The following is an 18,125-nucleotide window of genomic DNA, read 5'->3' as shown; positions in this document are numbered from 1 at the left end:
ATCTTTGCAGGACCCGGGTAGGTCCGCCATCAAATCCGCCACCCGGCAGGGGTGTTCGTGAGCCTTCGTGACATGGGCGCGGTGCTGCGCCGGCGCTGGTACGTGATCGTGCCGGCGATCCTGCTCAGCGTGCTGGCCGCGCTCCACCTGTACCGGTCGGTGCCGGTGGCGTACCAGTCGCAGAGCTCGGTGGCGCTGCTCGACTCCAACGCGGCCTCCCAGCTGCCGCCCGCCTTCGGCAATCCCATATCCAACGCCGGCGGCAGCCTGGTCGTGACGGCGGACGTCCTGATCAGGACGCTGTCCGGGGCCGATGCCGCCCGCGACCTGCACAGCCTGGGCGTGACCGATCCGTACACGGTCGGCTTCGCCGCGAACACCTCGGGACCGCTGCTGACGATGACGGTCACGGGCACCGACCGGGGACGGGTACTGGAGGAGACGAACACGCTGACGGCCTTCGCCGGTGAGCAGCTGAACGCGCTCCAGGCGGCGGCCAAGGTCCAGCCCGCCTACTTCGTGCAGACCGCGCCCGTCGTGCTGCCGCAGACCCCGGTGCCGCAGCTCAAGAGCCGCTACCAGCAGGTGCTGGGGGTCCTCATCCTCGGCGTCAGCGGCGGTTTCACCCTCTCCTTCGTCGCCGACGCCCTGCTGGCGGCCCGCCGCCGCAGGCGCGAGAACACGGCCGGAGCCACCGCGCTCGGGAAGGCCGGCCGCCGCAGGTCCCGGGGCCGCCACATGGACGCCACCGCGCTGCTCACCGGGTATCTGGCGCTCGCCTTCTTCATCCCGTCGAACCTGACCCTGCCGGGCCTGGGCGGGGTGGGCACCCCGGCCAACGTGTTCGCCCTGCTGGCCCTGTTCTGGTACCTGGCGACCTGGCTCACCGGCCGGATCCGGCCGGCGCCCGGGACCCGCCTGCCGCGGGTGGCCATGTGGCTGCTCGCCGTGTCGGTGCTGGCCTCCTACATCGCGAACGCGGGCCGCGGGAGCGTGCGCAAGGAGCTGCTCGGCGCGGACCGCGGGCTGATCGCCCTGCTGGTGTGGGTGTCGCTGGTGGTGCTGGTCTCCGCCGGCGTCCAGGACCGCTCGCGCCTGGACGTACTGCTGCGCCGGGCCGTGGTGATGGGGACGATCGTGGCCGCCGTCGGGTTCTACGACTTCTTCACCGCGACCAACATCGCCGACAGCATCAGCATCCCCGGGCTGCAGTCGAGCGTCCCGCAGATCGCGACCCTGGACCGCGGGGCGTTCACCCGGCCCCGGTCCACCACGGCGCAGCCGCTGGAGTTCGGCGGGATGCTGGCGCTGCTGCTGCCCTTCGCCGTGCAGCAGGCCTTCGATCCGGTACGCCGGCACCTGCGGGCGTGGCGCCGCTGGGGGCCGGTGGTGCTGATGGGCGGGGCGCTGCCGCTGACGGTGTCGCGGACCTCGATCATCGGGGCGCTGCTCGTGATCCTGGTGATGGTGCCGCGCTGGAAGCCGCAGCGCAGGTGGAGCGCGATCGGTGTGCTGCTGGGCGCGGTGGCCTGCTTCAAGGTGATCATCCCGGGGCTGATCGGCACCATCACCGCGCTGTTCGCGTCGTTCCTGACGAACTCCGACAGCAGCACCCAGGCCCGTACGGTCAAGTACAGCGCGATCGTCCCGTACCTGGACGAGCGCCCGTTCGTCGGGCGGGGGCTGGGCACCTTCATCCCCGAGCTGTACTTCTTCACCGACAACCAGTACATGCTGACCCTCGCCGAGATGGGCTTCCTGGGGCTGTTCGCGCTCCTGTTCCTCTTCCTCACCGGCATCCACCAGGGCGGGGCGATCCGCCGGCTGGCCGTCGGCGAGTCCGACCGCGAGCTCGGGCAGGCGTTCTTCGCGTCCGCCGTCGTCGCCCTGGTCGTCAGCGCCACCTTCGACGCACTCAGCTTCCCGATGTTCGCCGGGATGTTCTTCCTGACGATCGCCGCCGGAGGCAGCTACCTCGGCTTCATCCGGCGCGCGGCGCCGAAGCCCCGATCCGTGGAGTTCCCATGTCTTCCCGCCGACCCGTCCCCCCTCGGCCCCTCCCCGGAGCCGACTCCAGCCCCGGCCCCGGCCCCGGCCCCGGCTCCGGTCCGGTAGCCGTCGTCGTCGTCACCTGGAACAGCGCACCGGTGCTGCCGCAGTTCCTCGCCTCGCTGCCGGAGGGCATGGCCGGGCTCGACTGGCGCCTGGTCGTCGCCGACAACGACTCGGCCGACGACACCGTCGACGTGATCGCAGCCCTGGCCCCGGAGGCGACGGTCGTCCAGACCGGCCGCAACGCCGGGTACGCGGCCGGGGTGAACGCCGCCCTCGGGGCCGCCGCCGCCTGGGAGGGCGGCTTCCGGGCGGCCCTGGTGTGCAATCCCGACGTCCGGATGCGGCGGGGCTGCGCCGCGCCGCTCCTGGACGCGCTCGGCGCCGCGGCTCCCGGGGGCGCCCGGGTCGGGATCAGCGTCCCGCTGCTGTACGAGGAGGACGGCCGCACCCTGCTGCACTCGCTGCGCCGCGAGTCGCGCGTGACCCGGGCCCTCGGCGAGGCGGTGATCGGCAACCGCCGGGCCGGGCGCTTCCCCCGCTGGAGCGAGCTGGTCACCGACCCGGCCGCGTACGAGCGGGCGACGGTCGCGGACTGGGCCACCGGCGCGCTGATGGCCCTGTCCCGGGAGTGCCTGGACGCCTGCGGGGCCTGGGACGAGTCCTTCTTCCTGTACTCGGAGGAGACCGAGTACTGCCTGCGGGCCCGGGACCGCGGTTTCGTCACCCGGCTGGAGCCGGCGGCCTCGGCCACCCACCTCGGCGGGGACTCCCAGGTCTCGCCGCGCCTGTGGACCCTGCTGACGCTCAACCGGGTCCGGCTCTACGGGCGCAGGCACGGCGCCGCGGCGACGGCCGCCTTCCGGGCTGCGGTCCTGCTGCGGGAGTCCTCCCGGGCGGTCCTCGGCCGCCCCGCCAGCCTTGCGGCCGCCCGCGCCCTCGCCAGCCCGTCCGCCCTGCGCACCACCCCCGGCCCCTAGTCCTTCTCTTCCCAGGCGGTCCAGAAGCTGTCCGGGTTGACCAGGTAGCGGACGGTGGGGCGGGGCAGGTGGCGCACCTCGTGGCGGCGGGCGTAGCGGCGGACGAGCTCCCAGTCCTCGCGGGGCAGCACCTCGGGGGTGCGTCGCAGCCGGCTGAAGTACAGGGACCGGGTGCGGCGCGCCACGAAGGCGTTGGTGTCCAGGAAGGCCTCGTGGGCGGCGCGGCGGCGGTCGAAGGGCACCGACAGGACGTCCCGTTCGGTGCCGTCGGGCAGCACCCTGCGCAGCGCCGTGTAGACGGCGTCGGGGCCGCCGGAGGGCTCCAGCACCGCCAGGGCCTGCTCCAGGTGGTCGGGTTCCCACAGGTTGTCGTCGTCGAGGAAGGCCACGTACCGGGAACGGGTGAGCCGGATGCCCACGTTGCGCACCACTCCGGCGGTCGCCGTGTTGCGGGCCAGGGACACCGCGAACAGCCGTGGATCCCGCGGGAGTTCGGGCAGGCCGGCGCCGTCGTCGACGACGATGACCACCTGGTCGGTGACGGTCTGCGCCAGCGCCGAGCGGACCGCCGCGACCAGTCCCTCGGGGCGCCGGTGGGTGGGGATGACGGTGGCGACGAGCGCGGCCGGGGGGCGGCCCAGGACGGCGGCGAGGCGGGCGGTCTCGGCGTCCTCGAAACGCCGCAGCCGCAGCGCGGAGGGGGCCAGCAGGACCTTGTTCCTGGCTTCGAAGAGCACCAGCCAGCCGAAGGCCCGCTTGAGCAGCTCCCAGGGGGCCCGCGCGATCCGACGCATCATGAACTCTCCGTCCTCAGCCGGGTGGTTCGGGGGTCAGGGGCCGCCCGTCGGACATGCGGTTGCCCTTCCACACGTTCCCGGCGCCGCCCGCGTTCCAGGCGGCGACCGGGCCGTAGGCTCCGGCGCCGGGGTGGTACTCGGTGGAGAAGACGTTGTCGGTGACCTCGATGCCGGTGGCGCCCGGGCCGCCGCCGTAGAGCGCGTAGGCTCCCCCGGCCAGCCAGTTGCCGTCGACGACGACGGAGGAGACGACCCCGGTGTCGGCGAACAGGCCGACGGCCGCGGTGGCTCCCCGGTCCACCGGGGTGGAGTTCAGCAGGGTGTTGTGGCGCAGGACCAGCCGGCCCTTGTTGCCGCCGCCGCTGATGACGGCGTCGGTGTGCTGCCATTCGCCGCCCTGGTTGCGGAAGGCCACGAGGTCGTGCACGTAGTTGTCGTGCAGGTTCCCCTGTCCCATGGACAGGGCGTTGCCGAAGACCGAGACGTCGCACCAGCCGACCTCGACGGAGCTGGCGCCCATGTTGGAGACGGCGTAGTTCACGCCGCCGTTGTCGGGGCCCTTGCCCGGCACGGCGGTGATGGTGGTGTGCAGGACCTTCAGTCCGCTGAAGCCGGGGCGCAGGTTGATCCCCCACCAGTTGGTGGAGGTGATCCTGCTGTCGATGACGGTGACGTCGTTGGCGTAGACGTCGAGCGAGCCGCGGATGTCCCAGCCCTTGATGACCGTGCCGTCCTTCTTGACCGACATGTTGCCGGTGTCGTGCCGCTCCAGGGCGATGCGCGGGCCGGTGCTGTTCTCGTCGGGGAATCCGCAGGCTCCGGGCGACGTACAGGAGGAGGCGGCGCCGGAGGGCGAGGGTTCGGCCGTCCCCGGTCGGGGCGTCGGTGAGGGTGTCGCCGAGGGGCTCGGCGTGGCGGTGGGCGCGGGGGCCGCCGTACCGGAGGGTGCGGCGGTCGGTGTGGCGGGCGGCGCGGCGGCGGGATCGCTCACGCCGGTGCGGTCCGCCTGGTAGAGGGTCAGTACGACGACCAGCACGACCCCGGCGAGCAGCCAGGCGGCCAGACGCCTCCGGTGCTGTGTCACGCCGGCCGCCCCCGCAGTGACGAACGGCTGGGCAGGACGCACAGGCCGTAGACGAGCGTGCCGGCGGTCCCGGCGGCCAGGAGCGGGAGCACCCCGTCGCCGAGGTGGCGCGCCAGGCCGAGGACGACCACGGTCATCGCCACCCCGCCGAGGAACGGCCAGGCGCAGGCGCGGGCGACGGTTCCCAGGCGGATGCCGCCGCGGTGCAGGGCGAGGAGGAAGACGGGAACCACGACGGCGACGGCGACCAGGACGTGTCCCTGGGCCACCCCCACGATCCCGCCGGTGCGGGCACCGACCACGAGGGCCGGGAGCAGGAGGGCGAGCCACAGACCCTGGACCCCGATGAGCGAACGGCGCCGGCCGATGGCCACCAGGCAGTCGTAGGCCAGTTCGCAGCCGATCCGGACCAGGCCGAGCGCCATCAGCCAGGGCAGGGCGCGGGCGGCGGGCAGCCAGCGCGCGCCGTAGATCAGCTCCACGAGGGGTCCGGCGAGGGCGGCGAGCAGGACGCAGAGGGGGACGGTGGCCGTCATCACGACGCCGAGGGCGCGGCCGAATCCGGCGGCCAGGGCCTGCGGGGAGTCGGCCAGCCGGGAGAAGCCCGCGAAGGAGACGCGGCGCGCCGCCTCGGAGATGATCCGTACGGGCCAGCCGGAGATGTTGAAGGCGAGCACGTAGAAGCCCAGGGCCAGGGCGTCCAGGGCGGAGCCGACGACCATGGTGTCCACGTTGACCACGCCGAGGGCGAGCATGCTGGCGCCGGCGAGCGGGAGCCCGAACCGCAGCAGCGCCTTCGCCTGTTCCCGGTCCCAGCCGAACCGCAGGGTGCCGGGCGCGGCGAGGCAGCAGCCGATGAGCGCGGCGACGTTGCCGACGACGGAGCCCCAGGCGAAGCTCATGGCGCCCCAGCCGTCGATGGCCAGCAGCAGGGTCACGGCGGTGCTGAGGACGAAGTTGAGGCCGTCGACGGCCATGCGCCGGCCCTGGGCGAACTCCCGGGTGAGGAAGCCGGCGGGCACCTGGGCGAGACCGTCGAGGACCACGCACAGGCACATGACCCGCAGCACGCCCGCGGCCTCGGGCGAGCCGAGTACGCCGGCCACCGCGGGGGCCACCGCGAACAGCACCACGTACAGCAGGCCGCTGGACAGGGCGCTCAGGGTGAGGACGGTCGGGGCGAAGCGGCGCGGGTCGCCCTCCCAGCGGACGATCGCGAGCGAGACGCCGAGTTCGTTGGCGGAGAGCAGGACCAGCAGAACCGTCTGCGCGATCCCGTACACGCCCCAGGCCTCGGGCCCGAGGAAGAAGCGGGCCAGGATGATCCCGGTCACGAAGTTGCCGAGGCGCATGACCACGGTGTTGACCAGGCTCCACTTGGCCGCGGAGCCGACCTTCCGTCCCAGCGACGGCGCCGCCTGCGGGGCGGTCCCGGTGTCCGTTCCGGCGGCGGTCACGGCGAGCCGCCCGTACGGGAGCCGGCCGCGCCGGAGCCGGCCGGGTGGGCGACGGTCATGCGCAGGGTGGCCGTCGGGTCACCGGCGTCCTCCGTGCGCCCCCCGCCGGCCCCGGCCGGTCCGCCGGCCTCGCCGCCCTCGCCGGGGGCGGGCCGGTGCCGGCCCGGCGAGGACCGCTGCCGCTTGCGGGCCTCCACGAAGAAGGTGGCCACCAGGCTGAGTACGAAGCCCAGCGCGCCCGCCATGACCAGGAACTGGAGCCTGGCCTTGGTCTGGGCCTCCGGCTTCTGGGGCGGCACGATGGTCGACATCCGGATCATGGCGTCGGGTGCCACCGACTGCTGGCTCTGGAAGTCCAGCAGCCGCTTCTCCGCGTAGCCGGTGAGGATCTCGTCCGACTTCAGCACGGCGGCCGGGTCGGTCCCGACGACGCTCAGCCACATGTAGGGGCCGAGCGCGTTGTCGGCGATCTTCGCTTCGTGCACCCCGGTGACGCCGAGGGCCTTGAGGTCGGCCTTGGCGCCGTCGGAGTTGAGGTTGCGGGCCAGGCCGTCGGCCATCCCGGTGAGCGAGGCCTGGGTGCTCAGGAAGGGGTTGCCGTCGAAGGCCACCGTGGCCTTCTTCGAGTTGAGCAGGGTCACCGTGCTCTGCGACCGGTACTCCACCGGGACCAGCAGGTACACGGCGGCGGTGAGCGCCGCCGTGATCAGCAGTCCGGGCAGCAGCACGTACCAGCGTCTGCGCATGACCCGCCAGATCTCCGCGAGATCCATGGTCTTCCCCTTCGCATTGCGTTTACAGCACGTGCTGTCGATCGGTGGCCGCCCCGCGCGGGACGAGGTCGGTCGGGCGCGGCCGGGTGTGCGCGGGCGGCCCGTCGAGCAGGACCGCGGCGATCCGCTCGCTCGCCCGGCCGTCCCAGAGTGGGGGGCAGCGCGGTGCGGGCGGGTGGTCGAGCACCCGGTTCACGGTGGCCGTGATGCGCTCCGGATCCGTGCCCGCGAGCACGTTGGTGCCCTCGTCGACGGTGATGGGCCGCTCGGTGTTCTCCCGGAGGGTCACGCAGGGCACGCCCAGTGCGGTGGTCTCCTCCTGGACACCGCCGGAGTCGGTGAGCACCAGGCGCGCAGAGTCCTGCAGGGCGATGAAGTCGAGGTATCCGGCGGCCGGTACGAGCCGGATGCCGCCGGGCACGCCCAGTTCGGCGAGCCGCTCCGCGGCCCGCGGGTGCACGGGCAGCAGCAGCGGGCAGCGGTCGGCGATCTCGCCCAGGGCCTTGAGCAGGCCGCGCAGGGCGGCCGGGTCGTCGACATTGGCGGGCCGGTGCAGGGTGACCAGGCCGTATCCGCCGCGGGTGAGTCCGTACCGGTCCAGCACGTCCGACGCCCTGGCGCGGTCCAGATTGGCGAGGAGGGTGTCGATCATGACGTTGCCGACGACGTGGATCTGGTCCTCCCGGTAGCCCTCCGCGCGCAGGTTCGCCGCCGCGTCGGGCGAGGGGGCCAGCAGGTAGTCGCTGAGGCGGTCGGTGGCGACCCGGTTGACCTCCTCCGGCATGCTCCAGTCCCGGCTGCGCAGCCCGGACTCCACGTGGGCCAGCAGCGGGCCGGCCTTGGCGGTGACCAGGGCGCAGGCGAGGGTGGAGTTGATGTCGCCGACCACCACCACGGCGTCCGGGGCCAGTTCGTCGAGCAGCGGCTCGAAGGCGGCCATCACCCGCCCGGTCTGCTGGGCGTGGGTGCCGGATCCGGCGCCCAGGTAGCGGTCGGGCGGGCGGATGCCGAGGTCGCGGAAGAACACGTCGTTCATGGACTCGTCGTAGTGCTGTCCGGTGTGGACGAGGATCACCTCGGCGCCGCGGCGCTCCAGTGCGTCCATCACCGGTTTGATCTTCATGTAGTTGGGCCGGGCCCCGGCCACGCAGACGATCCTGGTCATGGGGTCAGAGCACCTCCACCGTGGGTCCGGAGACCCGGTTGCGGCAGTCGAGGACGAAGGAGGCGTGCTCGGTCACCATCGCGTAGTCGAAGGAGTCGTGGTCGGTGAGCAGGACGACCACGTCGGCGGCGGCCAGCTCCTTGCGGGTCGGTTCGACCCGTACGAGCCGGGCGTCGACCTTGATGCTCTCCACCACGTGGGGGTCGGCCGCGCGGACCTTGGCTCCCATGTCGAGGAGCAGCTGGGCGATGCGGACGGCGGGCGACTCCCGCGCGTCGCCGGTGTTCTTCTTGTACGCGAGCCCGAGCAGCAGCACCTTGGAGCCGTTGACCGAGCGGCGTTTGGCGTTGAGCGCGTCGATCACCCGGCGGGTCACGTACTCGGGCATGTGGTTGTTGATGTCGTTGGCGAGTTCGACGAAGCGGAAGTTCTGGCCGAGTTCGCGCTGGACCCGCCAGTTCAGGTAGGAGGGGTCGATCGGCAGGCAGTGGCCGCCGACGCCCGGGCCGGGGGTGAACTTCATGAAGCCGAAGGGCTTGCTGGAGGCCGCCTCGATGGCCTGCCAGACGTCGATGTCGAGGTGGCGGGCGAACATCGCGATCTCGTTGACCAGCGCGATGTTCACGTGCCGGAAGGTGTTCTCGAGGAGTTTCGCCAGCTCGGCCTCCTTGGGCGAGCGGACCGGGACGGTGGTGTCGACGAGTTCCCCGTAGAAGGCCTCGACCGCCTTGAGGGAACGGGCGTCGACTCCGGAGACCACCTTGGGGGTCTGCTGGAAGCCCCAGACGGTGTTGCCCGGGTCGATGCGCTCGGGGCTGTAGCCGAGGTGGAAGTCCTCGCCCGCGGTGAGTCCGGAGCCGTCCTCCAGGATCGGTGCGAACAGCTCCTCGGTGGTGCCCGGGTAGGTGGTGGACTCCAGGACGACGGTCGCGCCCGGGCGCAGGAAGCGGGCCAGGGTGTGGGCCGACTCCTCGATGTAGCGCAGGTCGGGGGCGCCGTCCTGTAAGGGGGTCGGCACGGTGACGACGGCGACGTCGAAGCCGCCGCAGTCCCGGGCCAGTTCGCTCGGGCGGTAGGTGCCGTTGGCCAGTGCCCGGCTCAGCCGTTCGGAGGAGACGTCCTCCACGTACGATTCGCCGGCGGCGAGGCTCTTGACCCGCCGCGCGTCCACGTCGTACCCGATCACCTGGTGTCCGACCTCGGCGGCGCGGATGGCCAGCGGCAGTCCGACGTATCCCTGTCCCACGACGACGACGCGCATCAGTGACTCCTGTTCGCGGAACCGGCAGACGGTGTGCGGTGGATGAGTTCCCGGACCGTCATGGCCAGGAAGGCGGCGTTGGTGGTGAGGTAGCGCTTGCCGAGGCGGCGCGGCTCCTGGAGGGTGCGGTAGAACCATTCGAGTCCCATCCGCTGCCACACCAGGGGAGCCCTCTTGGTGATGCCGGCGAGGATGTCGAAGGAGCCGCCGACTCCGTGGACGACGTGGGCGCCGGTGCGTTTGCCGTAGCCCGCGGTGAAGATCTCCTTCTTGGGCGAGGTCATCCCGAGGAACAGCATCCGGGCGCCGCTGTCCGCGACGGAGTCGGCGATCGGCTCCTGGTCGCGGTCGTCGAAGTAGCCGTTGCGGCTGCCGGCCACCCGCAGGCGCGGGAAGCGTTCGGAGATCTGCCGGAGCATCTTCTCCAGCACGGACTGTTCGGCGCCGAGCAGGTAGACGGGGATGTCCGCCACCTCGGCCGCCGCGAGCAGCCGCATGAACAGGTCGATGCCCGCGACCCGTTCGGGCAGCCGGACGCCCAGGACGCGGCCGGCCCAGACCACCGCCTGGCCGTCGGCCAGGACGAGGTCGCAGCCGGCGACCGCCGCGGCGAGGCGGGGGTCGCGCCGCATGTTGACCAGCTTGGCGGCGTTGACCATGCCGATCTCGATCTGTTCGCCGCGCCGCACCGCGTCGAGGCAGCGCTGCACGGTCTCGTCCATGGTCAGGGGATCGAGCGCGATCCCGAAGAGGAAGGGCCGCTGGGTCATCTCGGCAGCCCCCCGAGCCAGGCGAAGAGCATCCAGCCGAACTCGTACGGGCGGCACTCGCGGTCCACCGCGAGGGGCCGGAAGATCCGGTCCAGCGGGGTCAGGCGCGCGCCCGGCACGACCCGGGTGGTGAGTCCGCGGGCGGCGCGCACGGCCTTCTTCGGGTCGCCGCGGTGGACCTTGCGCCAGGTGACGCCGTGGTCCTCGCGGATCATCGGCTCCCGCGGACTCCCGGTGGGGCCGGCGAGTTCGGGCACGTCCGTCATCCAGCGCAGGCCCTTGCGGACGGCGGCGCCGAAGTCGGTGCCGCCTGCCTCGGCCAGGTCGAGCAGGGCGGTCGGGGCCATGGCGTGCTGGTGCACGCTGTAGACCGGGTAGCCCTCGATCAGGTCGCCGCGGCGGGCGTCGTAGTGCCACCACCACTGTCCGCCGTCGCCCTGGAGGGCGCAGATGCGGGCGGCGCAGGCGTCGGCGGCCGCGAGGGCCTGCTCGTCGTCGCCGCTCGCGTGCAGCCGGGCCAGTGCCTGGAGCGGATAGGTCTGGTCGGCGAAGCAGGCCACGTGGGAGCGGTATCCGGGGACCAGTCCCGGCGCGGTGGCGTGCGGGAAGAGCGGGCTGTCGCCCGTCCTGGCCGCCAGCAGCCGGGTGCGGGCGGCCGCGAGGCGGTCCTCCACGTCCACCGCGGCGCGCGCGGCGGTGAGGGCGGAGAGCACCCAGGCCGCCTCGACCGTGTACTGCGGCCGCCCGGGCGCGTCCAGCTCCGCCACCCGGTCGAGGGCGTCGGACAGCTTCGGGTGACCGGTCTCGGCGGCGGCCCAAGTGACGAGGGCCGCGTCGCCTAGGTTCACCACCCCCGGCAGCCGCTCCACGAGCAGGCCGGCGAACTCCCCGGCGGTGCGTCCGCCGAACAGGGCGCGCTGGCGGTCCTCGGGCAGGAACCGGGCGCCCAGCGCGGTGATGGCCGCGTACCGGGTGCTGGTCCCCCGCTGCTCCAGGCGGCGGGTGCCGTCGGGCGAGACGGTGCCCGCCCTGGTGAAGACGAAGGTCTCGGCGCCCGGCAGGTACATCGCGGGAAGTCCCGCCTCGGCCAGCGCGAGGAGTCGTTCGGCGAGTGCGTGCAGCGGCAGGTCCTCGCCGGCCAGTGCCGCTAATCGTGTGCTGGTCATCGGGTCCCCACCCCGATTCCCCGGGTGCTCAGCGCACTCCGTATGTCCGAGCCGTACGGCACCAAGACACCTACCCCCTCTGATCGTTCCTCGGAGGGGATTGCGCGTGACGGCGACGCCCGTGCCGCCGGTGTCGTCCCACCGGCGTCACGAGCCGTCCGCAGGCTGCGTCTGGACCCCCCAGCGATGCCTCGGACCGGAGCATGCGTGATCGCCAGTGCGGGTGGGCGCGTGGTGTGCGCGCCCGCCGTCACACTGCCGGCGATGCCCTCGTCGTGGTACAACCCCCCACTGAGCACAGCCTGTTGCGTGCTCAGATCCCGTATACAGGGACAAGGTATGCCCACGGATGTTCGTTGATTGCGGTTTTGAGGAAATGCCGGTGACGGAGTTTGCCGACGTTGCGTCAGGTTCGCTCGAGGAGCGTGCCGTCCTTCTCGTCGTGCAGGGCGCCGGTGCGCGGGCACTCCCACACGCCGGGCTCGTCCGCGCGCTCCACCAGCCGGACGCCCGCCCGGCCCACCCAGCCGGTCCGCCGCGCCGGCACTCCCGCCACGAGCGCGAAGTCCGGTACGTCCTTCGACACCACCGCGCCGGCCGCCACGAGCGCCCAGCGCCCGATCCGCACCCCGGCCACGCACACCGAACGGGCCCCCAGCGAGGCCCCCTCGGCGACCACGACCCCGGCGGGCTCCCAGTCCCCGTCGCGCTTGAGCCGGCCGTCGGGTTCGACGGCGCGCGGGTAGAAGTCGTTGGTGAGGACGGCCGCCGGGCCGATGAACACCCCGTCGCCGAGCTCGGCCGGCTCGTACACGAGCGCGTAGTTCTGGAGCTTCACGTGGTCCCCGATCCGCACGCCGGGACCGACGTACGCCCCGCGTCCCACGACGCACCCGCGTCCGAGCCGGGCCTCCTCCCGTATCTGCGCCAGATCCCAGATCGTGGTCCCCTCACCGAGCTCGGCGCTCTCGTCGACCTGGGAGGAGGGTTGGATGCGGACGCTCACGGCGCGGTCCCCTTACGGTTCGCGAGGCATACGGACGGACGGACATACGGACACACGGACGCACGGACGCACGTCCGTACGAGCCGAGCATATGCGTCGGCGGGGCACCCCACGGGTGGATCAACCAACCGCCCCCGTAGCGGATTTGGCCGGTTCTCTCCCTGGTTCAGAGGAGCCGCTCGGGAACCGAGCCGGCCGGGACGGTGCGCGTGTGGAGGCGGCCGTCGGGGGCCCGGAACTCCACGTCCCCCATCGGGTCGGCCGTGACCTCGCCGACGACGGCGGCCTGCCGGCCGTGGGGGTGGGCGCGCAGCGCCGTCAGGACCCGGCCGGTGTGCTCCGGCGGGACGAACAGGCACAGGCAGCCCGCGCAGGCCGCGTCCAGGGGGGCCAGGCCGCGGGCGCCCAGGGCCACGCGGGCCTCGTACCGTACGGGCAGGGCGGCCTCGTCGACGCACAGCGTCAGGCCGCGGCCCGCGGCGCACTGGCGCAGCACCTCCGCGAGGCCTCCGGCGACCACGGTGCGGGCGTGGTGCAGGTCGGCGCCCACCTCCCGCAGCATGCCGCCGAGCGGGGCGCAGTCGCTGGGGACGTGGTGCTCGTAGCCGAGGCCGTCGCGCAGGGAGACCAGGTGGGCGGCGTGGCTGCCGAGCGGCCCGGTCACCACGATGTGGTCCCCCGGCCGGACCGCGTCGAGGTCCAGGACCGGTGCGCCGGGGCCGAGCACCCCGAAGGCGGTCGCGGTGACGAAGACCCGGTCGGCCTCGCCGGCGCGGACGACCTGGGTGTCGACGGCGGCGATCGTGACGCCGGCCTCGGCGGCGGTGGAACGCACCGAGGCGGTCAGCCTGCGGACCAGATCCAGCGGGATGCTGCGCTCGCTCGGTGATCTCGCCTGGCAGTACCGGCGCGTGGAGCGGGCCCACGAGCTGTTCTCCGGGGCACTGGCCCTCGCCCGGGCCGCGGACGACGAGGAGGAGGCGGCGCGCGCCCTCGTGGGACTGGCCGAACTGCGGCTGGACGCAGGGGAGTCGGCGGACGCGGCCGCCCTGCTGGAGCCGGCCCTCGCCGCCCTGTCGGCGCCCGGCCGCACGCGGGGCCGGTACGAGGCGAGCCGCGCGCGGGCGCTGCTGGCGCTGGCGCAGGACGGGCCGGAGAGCGCCCGGGCCTGGTTCGGCGAGTGCCTGGAGCTGGCGGGCACGCTGCGCGACCACCGGCTGGAGGTGTACGCGTTGCGTTCGCTGCGCGCGCTGAGCACCCCGTCCGGGCCGGGCGCGGGCTCCGGTCCCGGCGCGGGTGCCGGTTCCGCTTCCGGCGCGGCTGCGGCGCGTGCCGTGGAGATCCGTCCGGGGCTCTGGCGGATCCATCCGGCCGGGATCCGCGCATGAGCGGGAGGCAGGAGGCGTGGGGGCACCCGCTGGGTCCGGTGACGGAGCTCGTCGGCCGCGAGCTCGAAGCCGCCGCGCTGCGGGAGCGGTTGCGGGACCCGGCGGTGCGGCTGATGACGGTGACCGGGCGGGCCGGCGTGGGCAAGAGCAGGCTGGCCGTGGAGGTCGTACGGGAGATCGGCGGGGAGTTCGCCCGCGTGGAGCACGCGGACCCGGCGGCCGTGCGCCCGTACCTGCCGCAACCGCACGGTCCGGCCGGTGTGCACGGTCCGGCCGGCCGGATCCTGGTCGTGCTCGACGGCTGCGACCACGAGGCGCGTCCGGCCGCCGCCGCGACCGTGGAGGCCCTCGCCGGCGATCCGCGGGTGGTGGTGCTGGCCACCGCGGTGGAGCCGCTCGGGGTGTACGGGGAGCAGCTGCTGCCGCTGGCGCCGCTGCCCGTACCGGCGCCCCGGCGGGGGACGGCCGGCGGCGCCGTCGATCCGCAGGAGGTGCAGGAGGCGGCCTCGGTCGCGCTGTTCGTGCGCCGGGCCCGCGACGCCGACCCCTCCTTCGCCCTCACCCTGGAGAACGCCGGGGCCGTCGCCGAGATCTGCACGCTGCTGGGCGGCCTGCCGCTGGCCGTCGAACTCGCCGCGCGGCGGCTGCGGCTGTTCCCCGCGCACCTGCTGCCCGGGCGGCTGCGCGGCCGTACGACCGTGCTGTCGGGCGGCCCGGCGAACGCGCCCGAGCGGCACCGCTCGCTCGCCGCGCTCGCCGAGTGGAGCTGCCGCGGCCTGGACGACGGCGTCCGCGCACTGCTGGGCCGGCTCTGCGTGTACGAGCCCGGCTTCGGCCTGTCGGCGGCCGGGCTGTCGGCCGAGGCGGCCGTCGAGACCCTCTTGGACCGCGGGCTGCTCGCCGTGGTGGGCGAGGAGCAGGGAGAGCCGCGGCTGGCCGTGCCCGAGCCCGTACGGTCCCACTGCCGCGCCGAGCTGGCGGATTCGGGCGCCGAGGGGGCGGCGCTCGACGCGCACGCGGAGCGCTACCGGCTGCTGGTCACCGCCGCGCTGCCGGGCCTGCGGGGCACCGGACAGGACCGGCTGCTGCGGGAGCTGGCGGCCGAGGGCGACAACGTCAGCGTCGCCCTGCGGCGACTGCGCGAGCGCGGCGACAGCGAGGCGGCAGCCGCCCTGGTGCTCGGCTGTCGACTCCCGTGGCTGGCGCAGGGGCGGCTGCGGGAGGGCCTGGAGTGGTGCGACGACACCGCCGAGGCGGGCGGGGCGGCGCTGCCCGAGGCCGTACGGGCCCGGCTCGCCGACACGTCGGGCGTGTTCGCGCTCGCCCTGGGCGATCCGCAGGAGGCCGTCCGCCGCCACCGGCACGCGCTGGCCCTGGGCAAGGCCGTCGGGGACCGCAGGCAGAACGCGCTCGTCTCCGCCCGGCTCGGCGCGGCCCTGTTGCGGGCCGGCGATCCGGCGGGCGCGCGGGCGGTCCTGGTGACCGCCCTCAACGCCCTGGAGTCGATGGGCGTCACCGGGGGCGCGGCCGAGGCGGCGGGCTCGCTCGCCGCCGTCCTGCGCGCCGAGGGCGACCGGCGCAAGGCGCGGGAGCTGCTGGACCGGGCTGTGGAGACGTTCCGGCGGATCCGGGACGGGCGGGGGCTCGCGGGCGCCCTGCGGACCGCGGCCGCGCTCGCCCTGGAGGGCGACGAGCCGGACCCGGCGGACCGGGCGCTGCGGGAGAGCCTGCGGCTGTACGGGGCCTACGGTGAGCGCACCGAACTGCCGGACGCGCTGGAGGAGTTCTCGCTGCTGCTGCTCCGCACCGCGCCCGCCCAGCAGCCGCGTGCGGTACGCCTGCTGGCGGCGGCGGACACCCTGCGCGGCGAGAGCGGCGCGCAGGTGCCGGACGAGTGGCGGTCCGCGGCCGAGCGGGCCCGTACGGAGCTGAGCGCGCGCCTCGGCTGGACGGACTTCGCGGTGGCCTGGGCGGAGGGGGTCCGGATGAGCGTGCCCACGGCCGTGACGGAGGCCCTTTCGGCGCCCGCGCCCTCGCGGCGCGCCGCCGCCGGGACGGCCCCCGAGGCGCAGTCGCTCACCCCACGGCAGGTCCAGGTGGCCCTGCTGGTCTCCGAAGGCATGACGAACCGCCAGATAGCGGCCAAGCTGGACATCTCCGAGTGGACCGTCGTCAATCACGTCCGGCACGTGATGCGCCGGCTCGGGTGCAGTTCGCGGGTACAGGTGGCCGGGGCGGTGGGCCGATGGGCCTGACCGGCTCCACCGCGCGCGGTACGGCGGGCACGCGCCCCGGGCCCACCCCGGCGCGGCCACTGGACGTGCTCCCGCCCCCCGAGGTCGCGGCCCGGTTCCGGGCGGCCGGCTGGTGGCGCCCGCAGACCTTCCTCGACGACCTGTACCGTACGGCCGCCCGCACGCCCGGGCGCCCCGCCCTCGTCTCCGAGCGCGCGCACCGGCCCGCCGGCCTGCGCCGCGTCACCCTCGGCTACGCCCAGCTCGCCCGGTACGTCGACCGCTTCGCCGGCGCCCTGACCTCGCTCGGGGTCGCCCCCGGCGATCCGGTCGCCTTCCAACTGCCCAACTGGTGGGAGACCGCGGCCCTCACCCTCGCCTGCCTGAGGGTCGGCGCGGTCGCCGTTCCTGTACTGCCGACGGTACGGGCCCACGGACTCCACCGGATCCTGGACGGCACCCGGGCCCGGGTCTGCGTGGTGCCGGACGTCTGGGAGGGCTTCGCGCACGCCGAGGCCCTCGCGGACCTCGCCGGGCGACTGCCGTGGCTGCGCCACCGGGTCGTGCTGGGAGACGCGGCGGCGACCGGAGCGGTCGATTTCGCCGCGTACTTCCAGCGCACCCCCCATGAGCGCACCCAGGCGGGCCTGCGCAGCCGGCCGCGCGGCGGACAGGCCGACCGGCCCGCGCTGCTGATCAGCGTCATGGGCCTGCGGGACGCGTACACCTCGGTGCTGCACTCCCCCAACACCCTGTACGCCAACATCTCCGCCCAGAGCGGGGCCGACGGCCCGGGGCGGCGGCCCGGCGAGGTCTTCCTCAGCACACTGCCGCTCACCTCGCTGGCCTCACTGCTCTACACGGTGTGCTGGCCGCTGGCGGTGGGCGGGACAGGAGTCCTCCAGGACGTGTGGGATCCGGGCCGGTGCCTGGACCTGATGGCCACGGCCGGCGTCGACCAGGTCTACGCCGAGCCGGCCTACCTCTCCGAACTGGTCACCGCGCAGCGCCGGCGCCCGCGGGAGACGGACCGGCTGCGGCTGGTCCTGTCGGGGGGGCGCACCAGCACACCGGCGCCGCTCGCCGCCGAGCTCCGCGCGGTGTTCGACGTACCCGTGCTCTCCGTGTGGGGGGCGCCGGAGCTCGGCATGGGTGCGCTCTCCGGGGACTCGGGGCACTCCGGGGACACCCCAGAGGACGGTGACGGCGTCCACCCGCTGCGCGGGCTGGAGGTGTCGGCTGCGGACGCGACATCGCCGCTGGAGGTGCGCGGACCGTCGGTCTGCCTGGCCACCTGGCGCCACGGCGCCCCGGCGCCGGTGGCGACCTGGGAGCGGGGGGACGGCTGGCTCGACACGGGTGACCTGGCGACCACCGACCGGCACGGCGGGATACGGGTCCTGGCCCGGGCCGGCACGCGGACCGGCGCCATCTTCATGGTCCCGGTCGCCGAGGTGGAGGAGCGGCTGCTGGCCCACCCGCGGGTGCGGGAGGCGGCGGTCGTCGCCTACACCGATCCCGAGCACGGGGAGCTGCCCTGCGCCGTGGTGGTCCCGACGGCCCTGGACCGGCCGCCGGGGCCGGCCGAACTGCGCGAGCACCTCGCCGCGCTGGGCGTCGCGGAGGCCTTCCTGCCGACGCGGCTGGAGATCGTCGGCGCACTGCCCCGCGACGAGGGGGGCCGCGTCCGTCGCGGCGCCCTCCGCAACTGGCTGACCCGCCTCCACCCAGGCACCCCCCGCACCACCCCGACGTGACGTTTGGCTGCGGTGTGGCTGCGCCGCTCGGGCGGGCTACGGGGGCCGGTTGCACCGTGGCCTAGCCGGATAGGGGGGTCGGTTGGGGTGGGGGCGGGCGCCCTTTGGCTGCGCCGCTTGGGCGGGGTCGGGGGGGGGGGGGGGGGGGGGGGGGGGGGGGGGGGGGGGGGGGGGGGGGGGGGGGGGGGCGGGGGCCGGGGCCCGGGGGGGGGGGGGGGGGGCGCCCGCGGCGCCG

Annotated in this window: 15 protein-coding genes; 5 read left to right on the top strand and 10 right to left on the bottom strand. The window is 74.4% G+C overall.

Going from position 1 to position 18,125, the window contains the following annotated elements; genetic code table 11:
• Nucleotides 1-57 precede the first annotated feature (57 nt).
• Both ACFYP3_RS30090 and ACFYP3_RS30085 read left to right on the top strand, forming a co-directional pair.
• On the top strand, nucleotides 58-2,115 hold the full coding sequence (locus tag ACFYP3_RS30090) for an O-antigen ligase family protein (RefSeq protein ID WP_388839236.1): 2,058 nt from the start codon (nucleotides 58-60) through the stop codon (nucleotides 2,113-2,115).
• Nucleotides 2,025-3,032 (top strand): glycosyltransferase, encoded by a 1,008-nt coding sequence (locus ACFYP3_RS30085; protein ID WP_388839234.1) that lies wholly within the window; start codon nucleotides 2,025-2,027, stop codon nucleotides 3,030-3,032. The genes ACFYP3_RS30090 and ACFYP3_RS30085 overlap by 91 nt, the downstream gene beginning before the upstream one ends.
• Here ACFYP3_RS30085 and ACFYP3_RS30080 read toward each other — a convergent pair.
• The 10 genes from ACFYP3_RS30080 to ACFYP3_RS30035 all read right to left on the bottom strand — a co-directional run bounded on the left by ACFYP3_RS30080 (nucleotide 3,029) and on the right by ACFYP3_RS30035 (nucleotide 13,346).
• Nucleotides 3,029-3,829, bottom strand: coding sequence for a glycosyltransferase family 2 protein (locus tag ACFYP3_RS30080; RefSeq protein WP_388839231.1), 801 nt, complete (start codon nucleotides 3,827-3,829; stop codon nucleotides 3,029-3,031). The genes ACFYP3_RS30085 and ACFYP3_RS30080 overlap by 4 nt on opposite strands.
• Nucleotides 3,830-3,842: 13 nt before the next feature.
• Entirely contained in the window at nucleotides 3,843-4,913 is a 1,071-nt protein-coding gene (locus ACFYP3_RS30075) for a hypothetical protein (RefSeq protein WP_388839228.1), read from the bottom strand.
• Nucleotides 4,910-6,370: an oligosaccharide flippase family protein gene (locus ACFYP3_RS30070; protein WP_388839225.1), complete on the bottom strand. Its 1,461-nt coding sequence runs from the start codon at nucleotides 6,368-6,370 to the stop codon at nucleotides 4,910-4,912. The genes ACFYP3_RS30075 and ACFYP3_RS30070 overlap by 4 nt, the downstream gene beginning before the upstream one ends.
• Nucleotides 6,367-7,143, bottom strand: coding sequence for a chain length determinant protein (locus ACFYP3_RS30065; RefSeq protein ID WP_388839222.1), 777 nt, complete (start codon nucleotides 7,141-7,143; stop codon nucleotides 6,367-6,369). The genes ACFYP3_RS30070 and ACFYP3_RS30065 overlap by 4 nt, the downstream gene beginning before the upstream one ends.
• Before the next feature lie 22 nt (nucleotides 7,144-7,165).
• Nucleotides 7,166-8,308, bottom strand: a complete 1,143-nt coding sequence (wecB, locus tag ACFYP3_RS30060) for a non-hydrolyzing UDP-N-acetylglucosamine 2-epimerase (protein ID WP_388839219.1) — start codon at nucleotides 8,306-8,308, stop codon at nucleotides 7,166-7,168.
• Between the two features lie 4 nt (nucleotides 8,309-8,312).
• Nucleotides 8,313-9,569, bottom strand: coding sequence for a nucleotide sugar dehydrogenase (locus ACFYP3_RS30055; RefSeq protein ID WP_388839216.1), 1,257 nt, complete (start codon nucleotides 9,567-9,569; stop codon nucleotides 8,313-8,315).
• On the bottom strand, nucleotides 9,569-10,339 hold the full coding sequence (locus tag ACFYP3_RS30050; protein ID WP_388839213.1) for a WecB/TagA/CpsF family glycosyltransferase: 771 nt from the start codon (nucleotides 10,337-10,339) through the stop codon (nucleotides 9,569-9,571). The genes ACFYP3_RS30055 and ACFYP3_RS30050 overlap by 1 nt, the downstream gene beginning before the upstream one ends.
• Nucleotides 10,336-11,505: a hypothetical protein gene (locus tag ACFYP3_RS30045; protein WP_388839210.1), complete on the bottom strand. Its 1,170-nt coding sequence runs from the start codon at nucleotides 11,503-11,505 to the stop codon at nucleotides 10,336-10,338. The genes ACFYP3_RS30050 and ACFYP3_RS30045 overlap by 4 nt, the downstream gene beginning before the upstream one ends.
• A gap of 406 nt (nucleotides 11,506-11,911) precedes the next feature.
• A complete protein-coding gene (locus ACFYP3_RS30040; protein WP_388839207.1) occupies nucleotides 11,912-12,511 on the bottom strand; it encodes an acyltransferase in 600 nt (199 codons plus the stop codon).
• Nucleotides 12,512-12,677: 166 nt separating this feature from the next.
• Entirely contained in the window at nucleotides 12,678-13,346 is a 669-nt protein-coding gene (locus ACFYP3_RS30035; protein WP_388839204.1) for an AIR synthase-related protein, read from the bottom strand.
• Here ACFYP3_RS30035 and ACFYP3_RS30030 point away from each other — a divergent pair.
• Genes ACFYP3_RS30030 through ACFYP3_RS30020 form a run of 3 tightly spaced genes read left to right on the top strand, consistent with a single transcriptional unit; the run spans nucleotide 13,336 to nucleotide 17,890 of the window.
• Nucleotides 13,336-13,899, top strand: a complete 564-nt coding sequence (locus ACFYP3_RS30030) for a hypothetical protein (RefSeq protein WP_388839201.1) — start codon at nucleotides 13,336-13,338, stop codon at nucleotides 13,897-13,899. The genes ACFYP3_RS30035 and ACFYP3_RS30030 overlap by 11 nt on opposite strands.
• A complete protein-coding gene (locus ACFYP3_RS30025) occupies nucleotides 13,896-16,154 on the top strand; it encodes an ATP-binding protein (RefSeq protein ID WP_388839198.1) in 2,259 nt (752 codons plus the stop codon). Before ACFYP3_RS30030 ends, ACFYP3_RS30025 begins: the two co-directional genes overlap by 4 nt.
• Nucleotides 16,145-17,890, top strand: coding sequence for an AMP-binding protein (locus tag ACFYP3_RS30020; RefSeq protein ID WP_388839195.1), 1,746 nt, complete (start codon nucleotides 16,145-16,147; stop codon nucleotides 17,888-17,890). The genes ACFYP3_RS30025 and ACFYP3_RS30020 overlap by 10 nt, the downstream gene beginning before the upstream one ends.
• Nucleotides 17,891-18,125 lie beyond the last annotated feature (235 nt).

This window comes from Streptomyces sp. NPDC005533 (assembly GCF_042871845.1).
Classification (GTDB): domain Bacteria; phylum Actinomycetota; class Actinomycetes; order Streptomycetales; family Streptomycetaceae; genus Streptomyces.
Note: the sequence above shows the minus strand (reverse complement) of the source record. Positions and strands in the feature narration are given on the sequence as shown.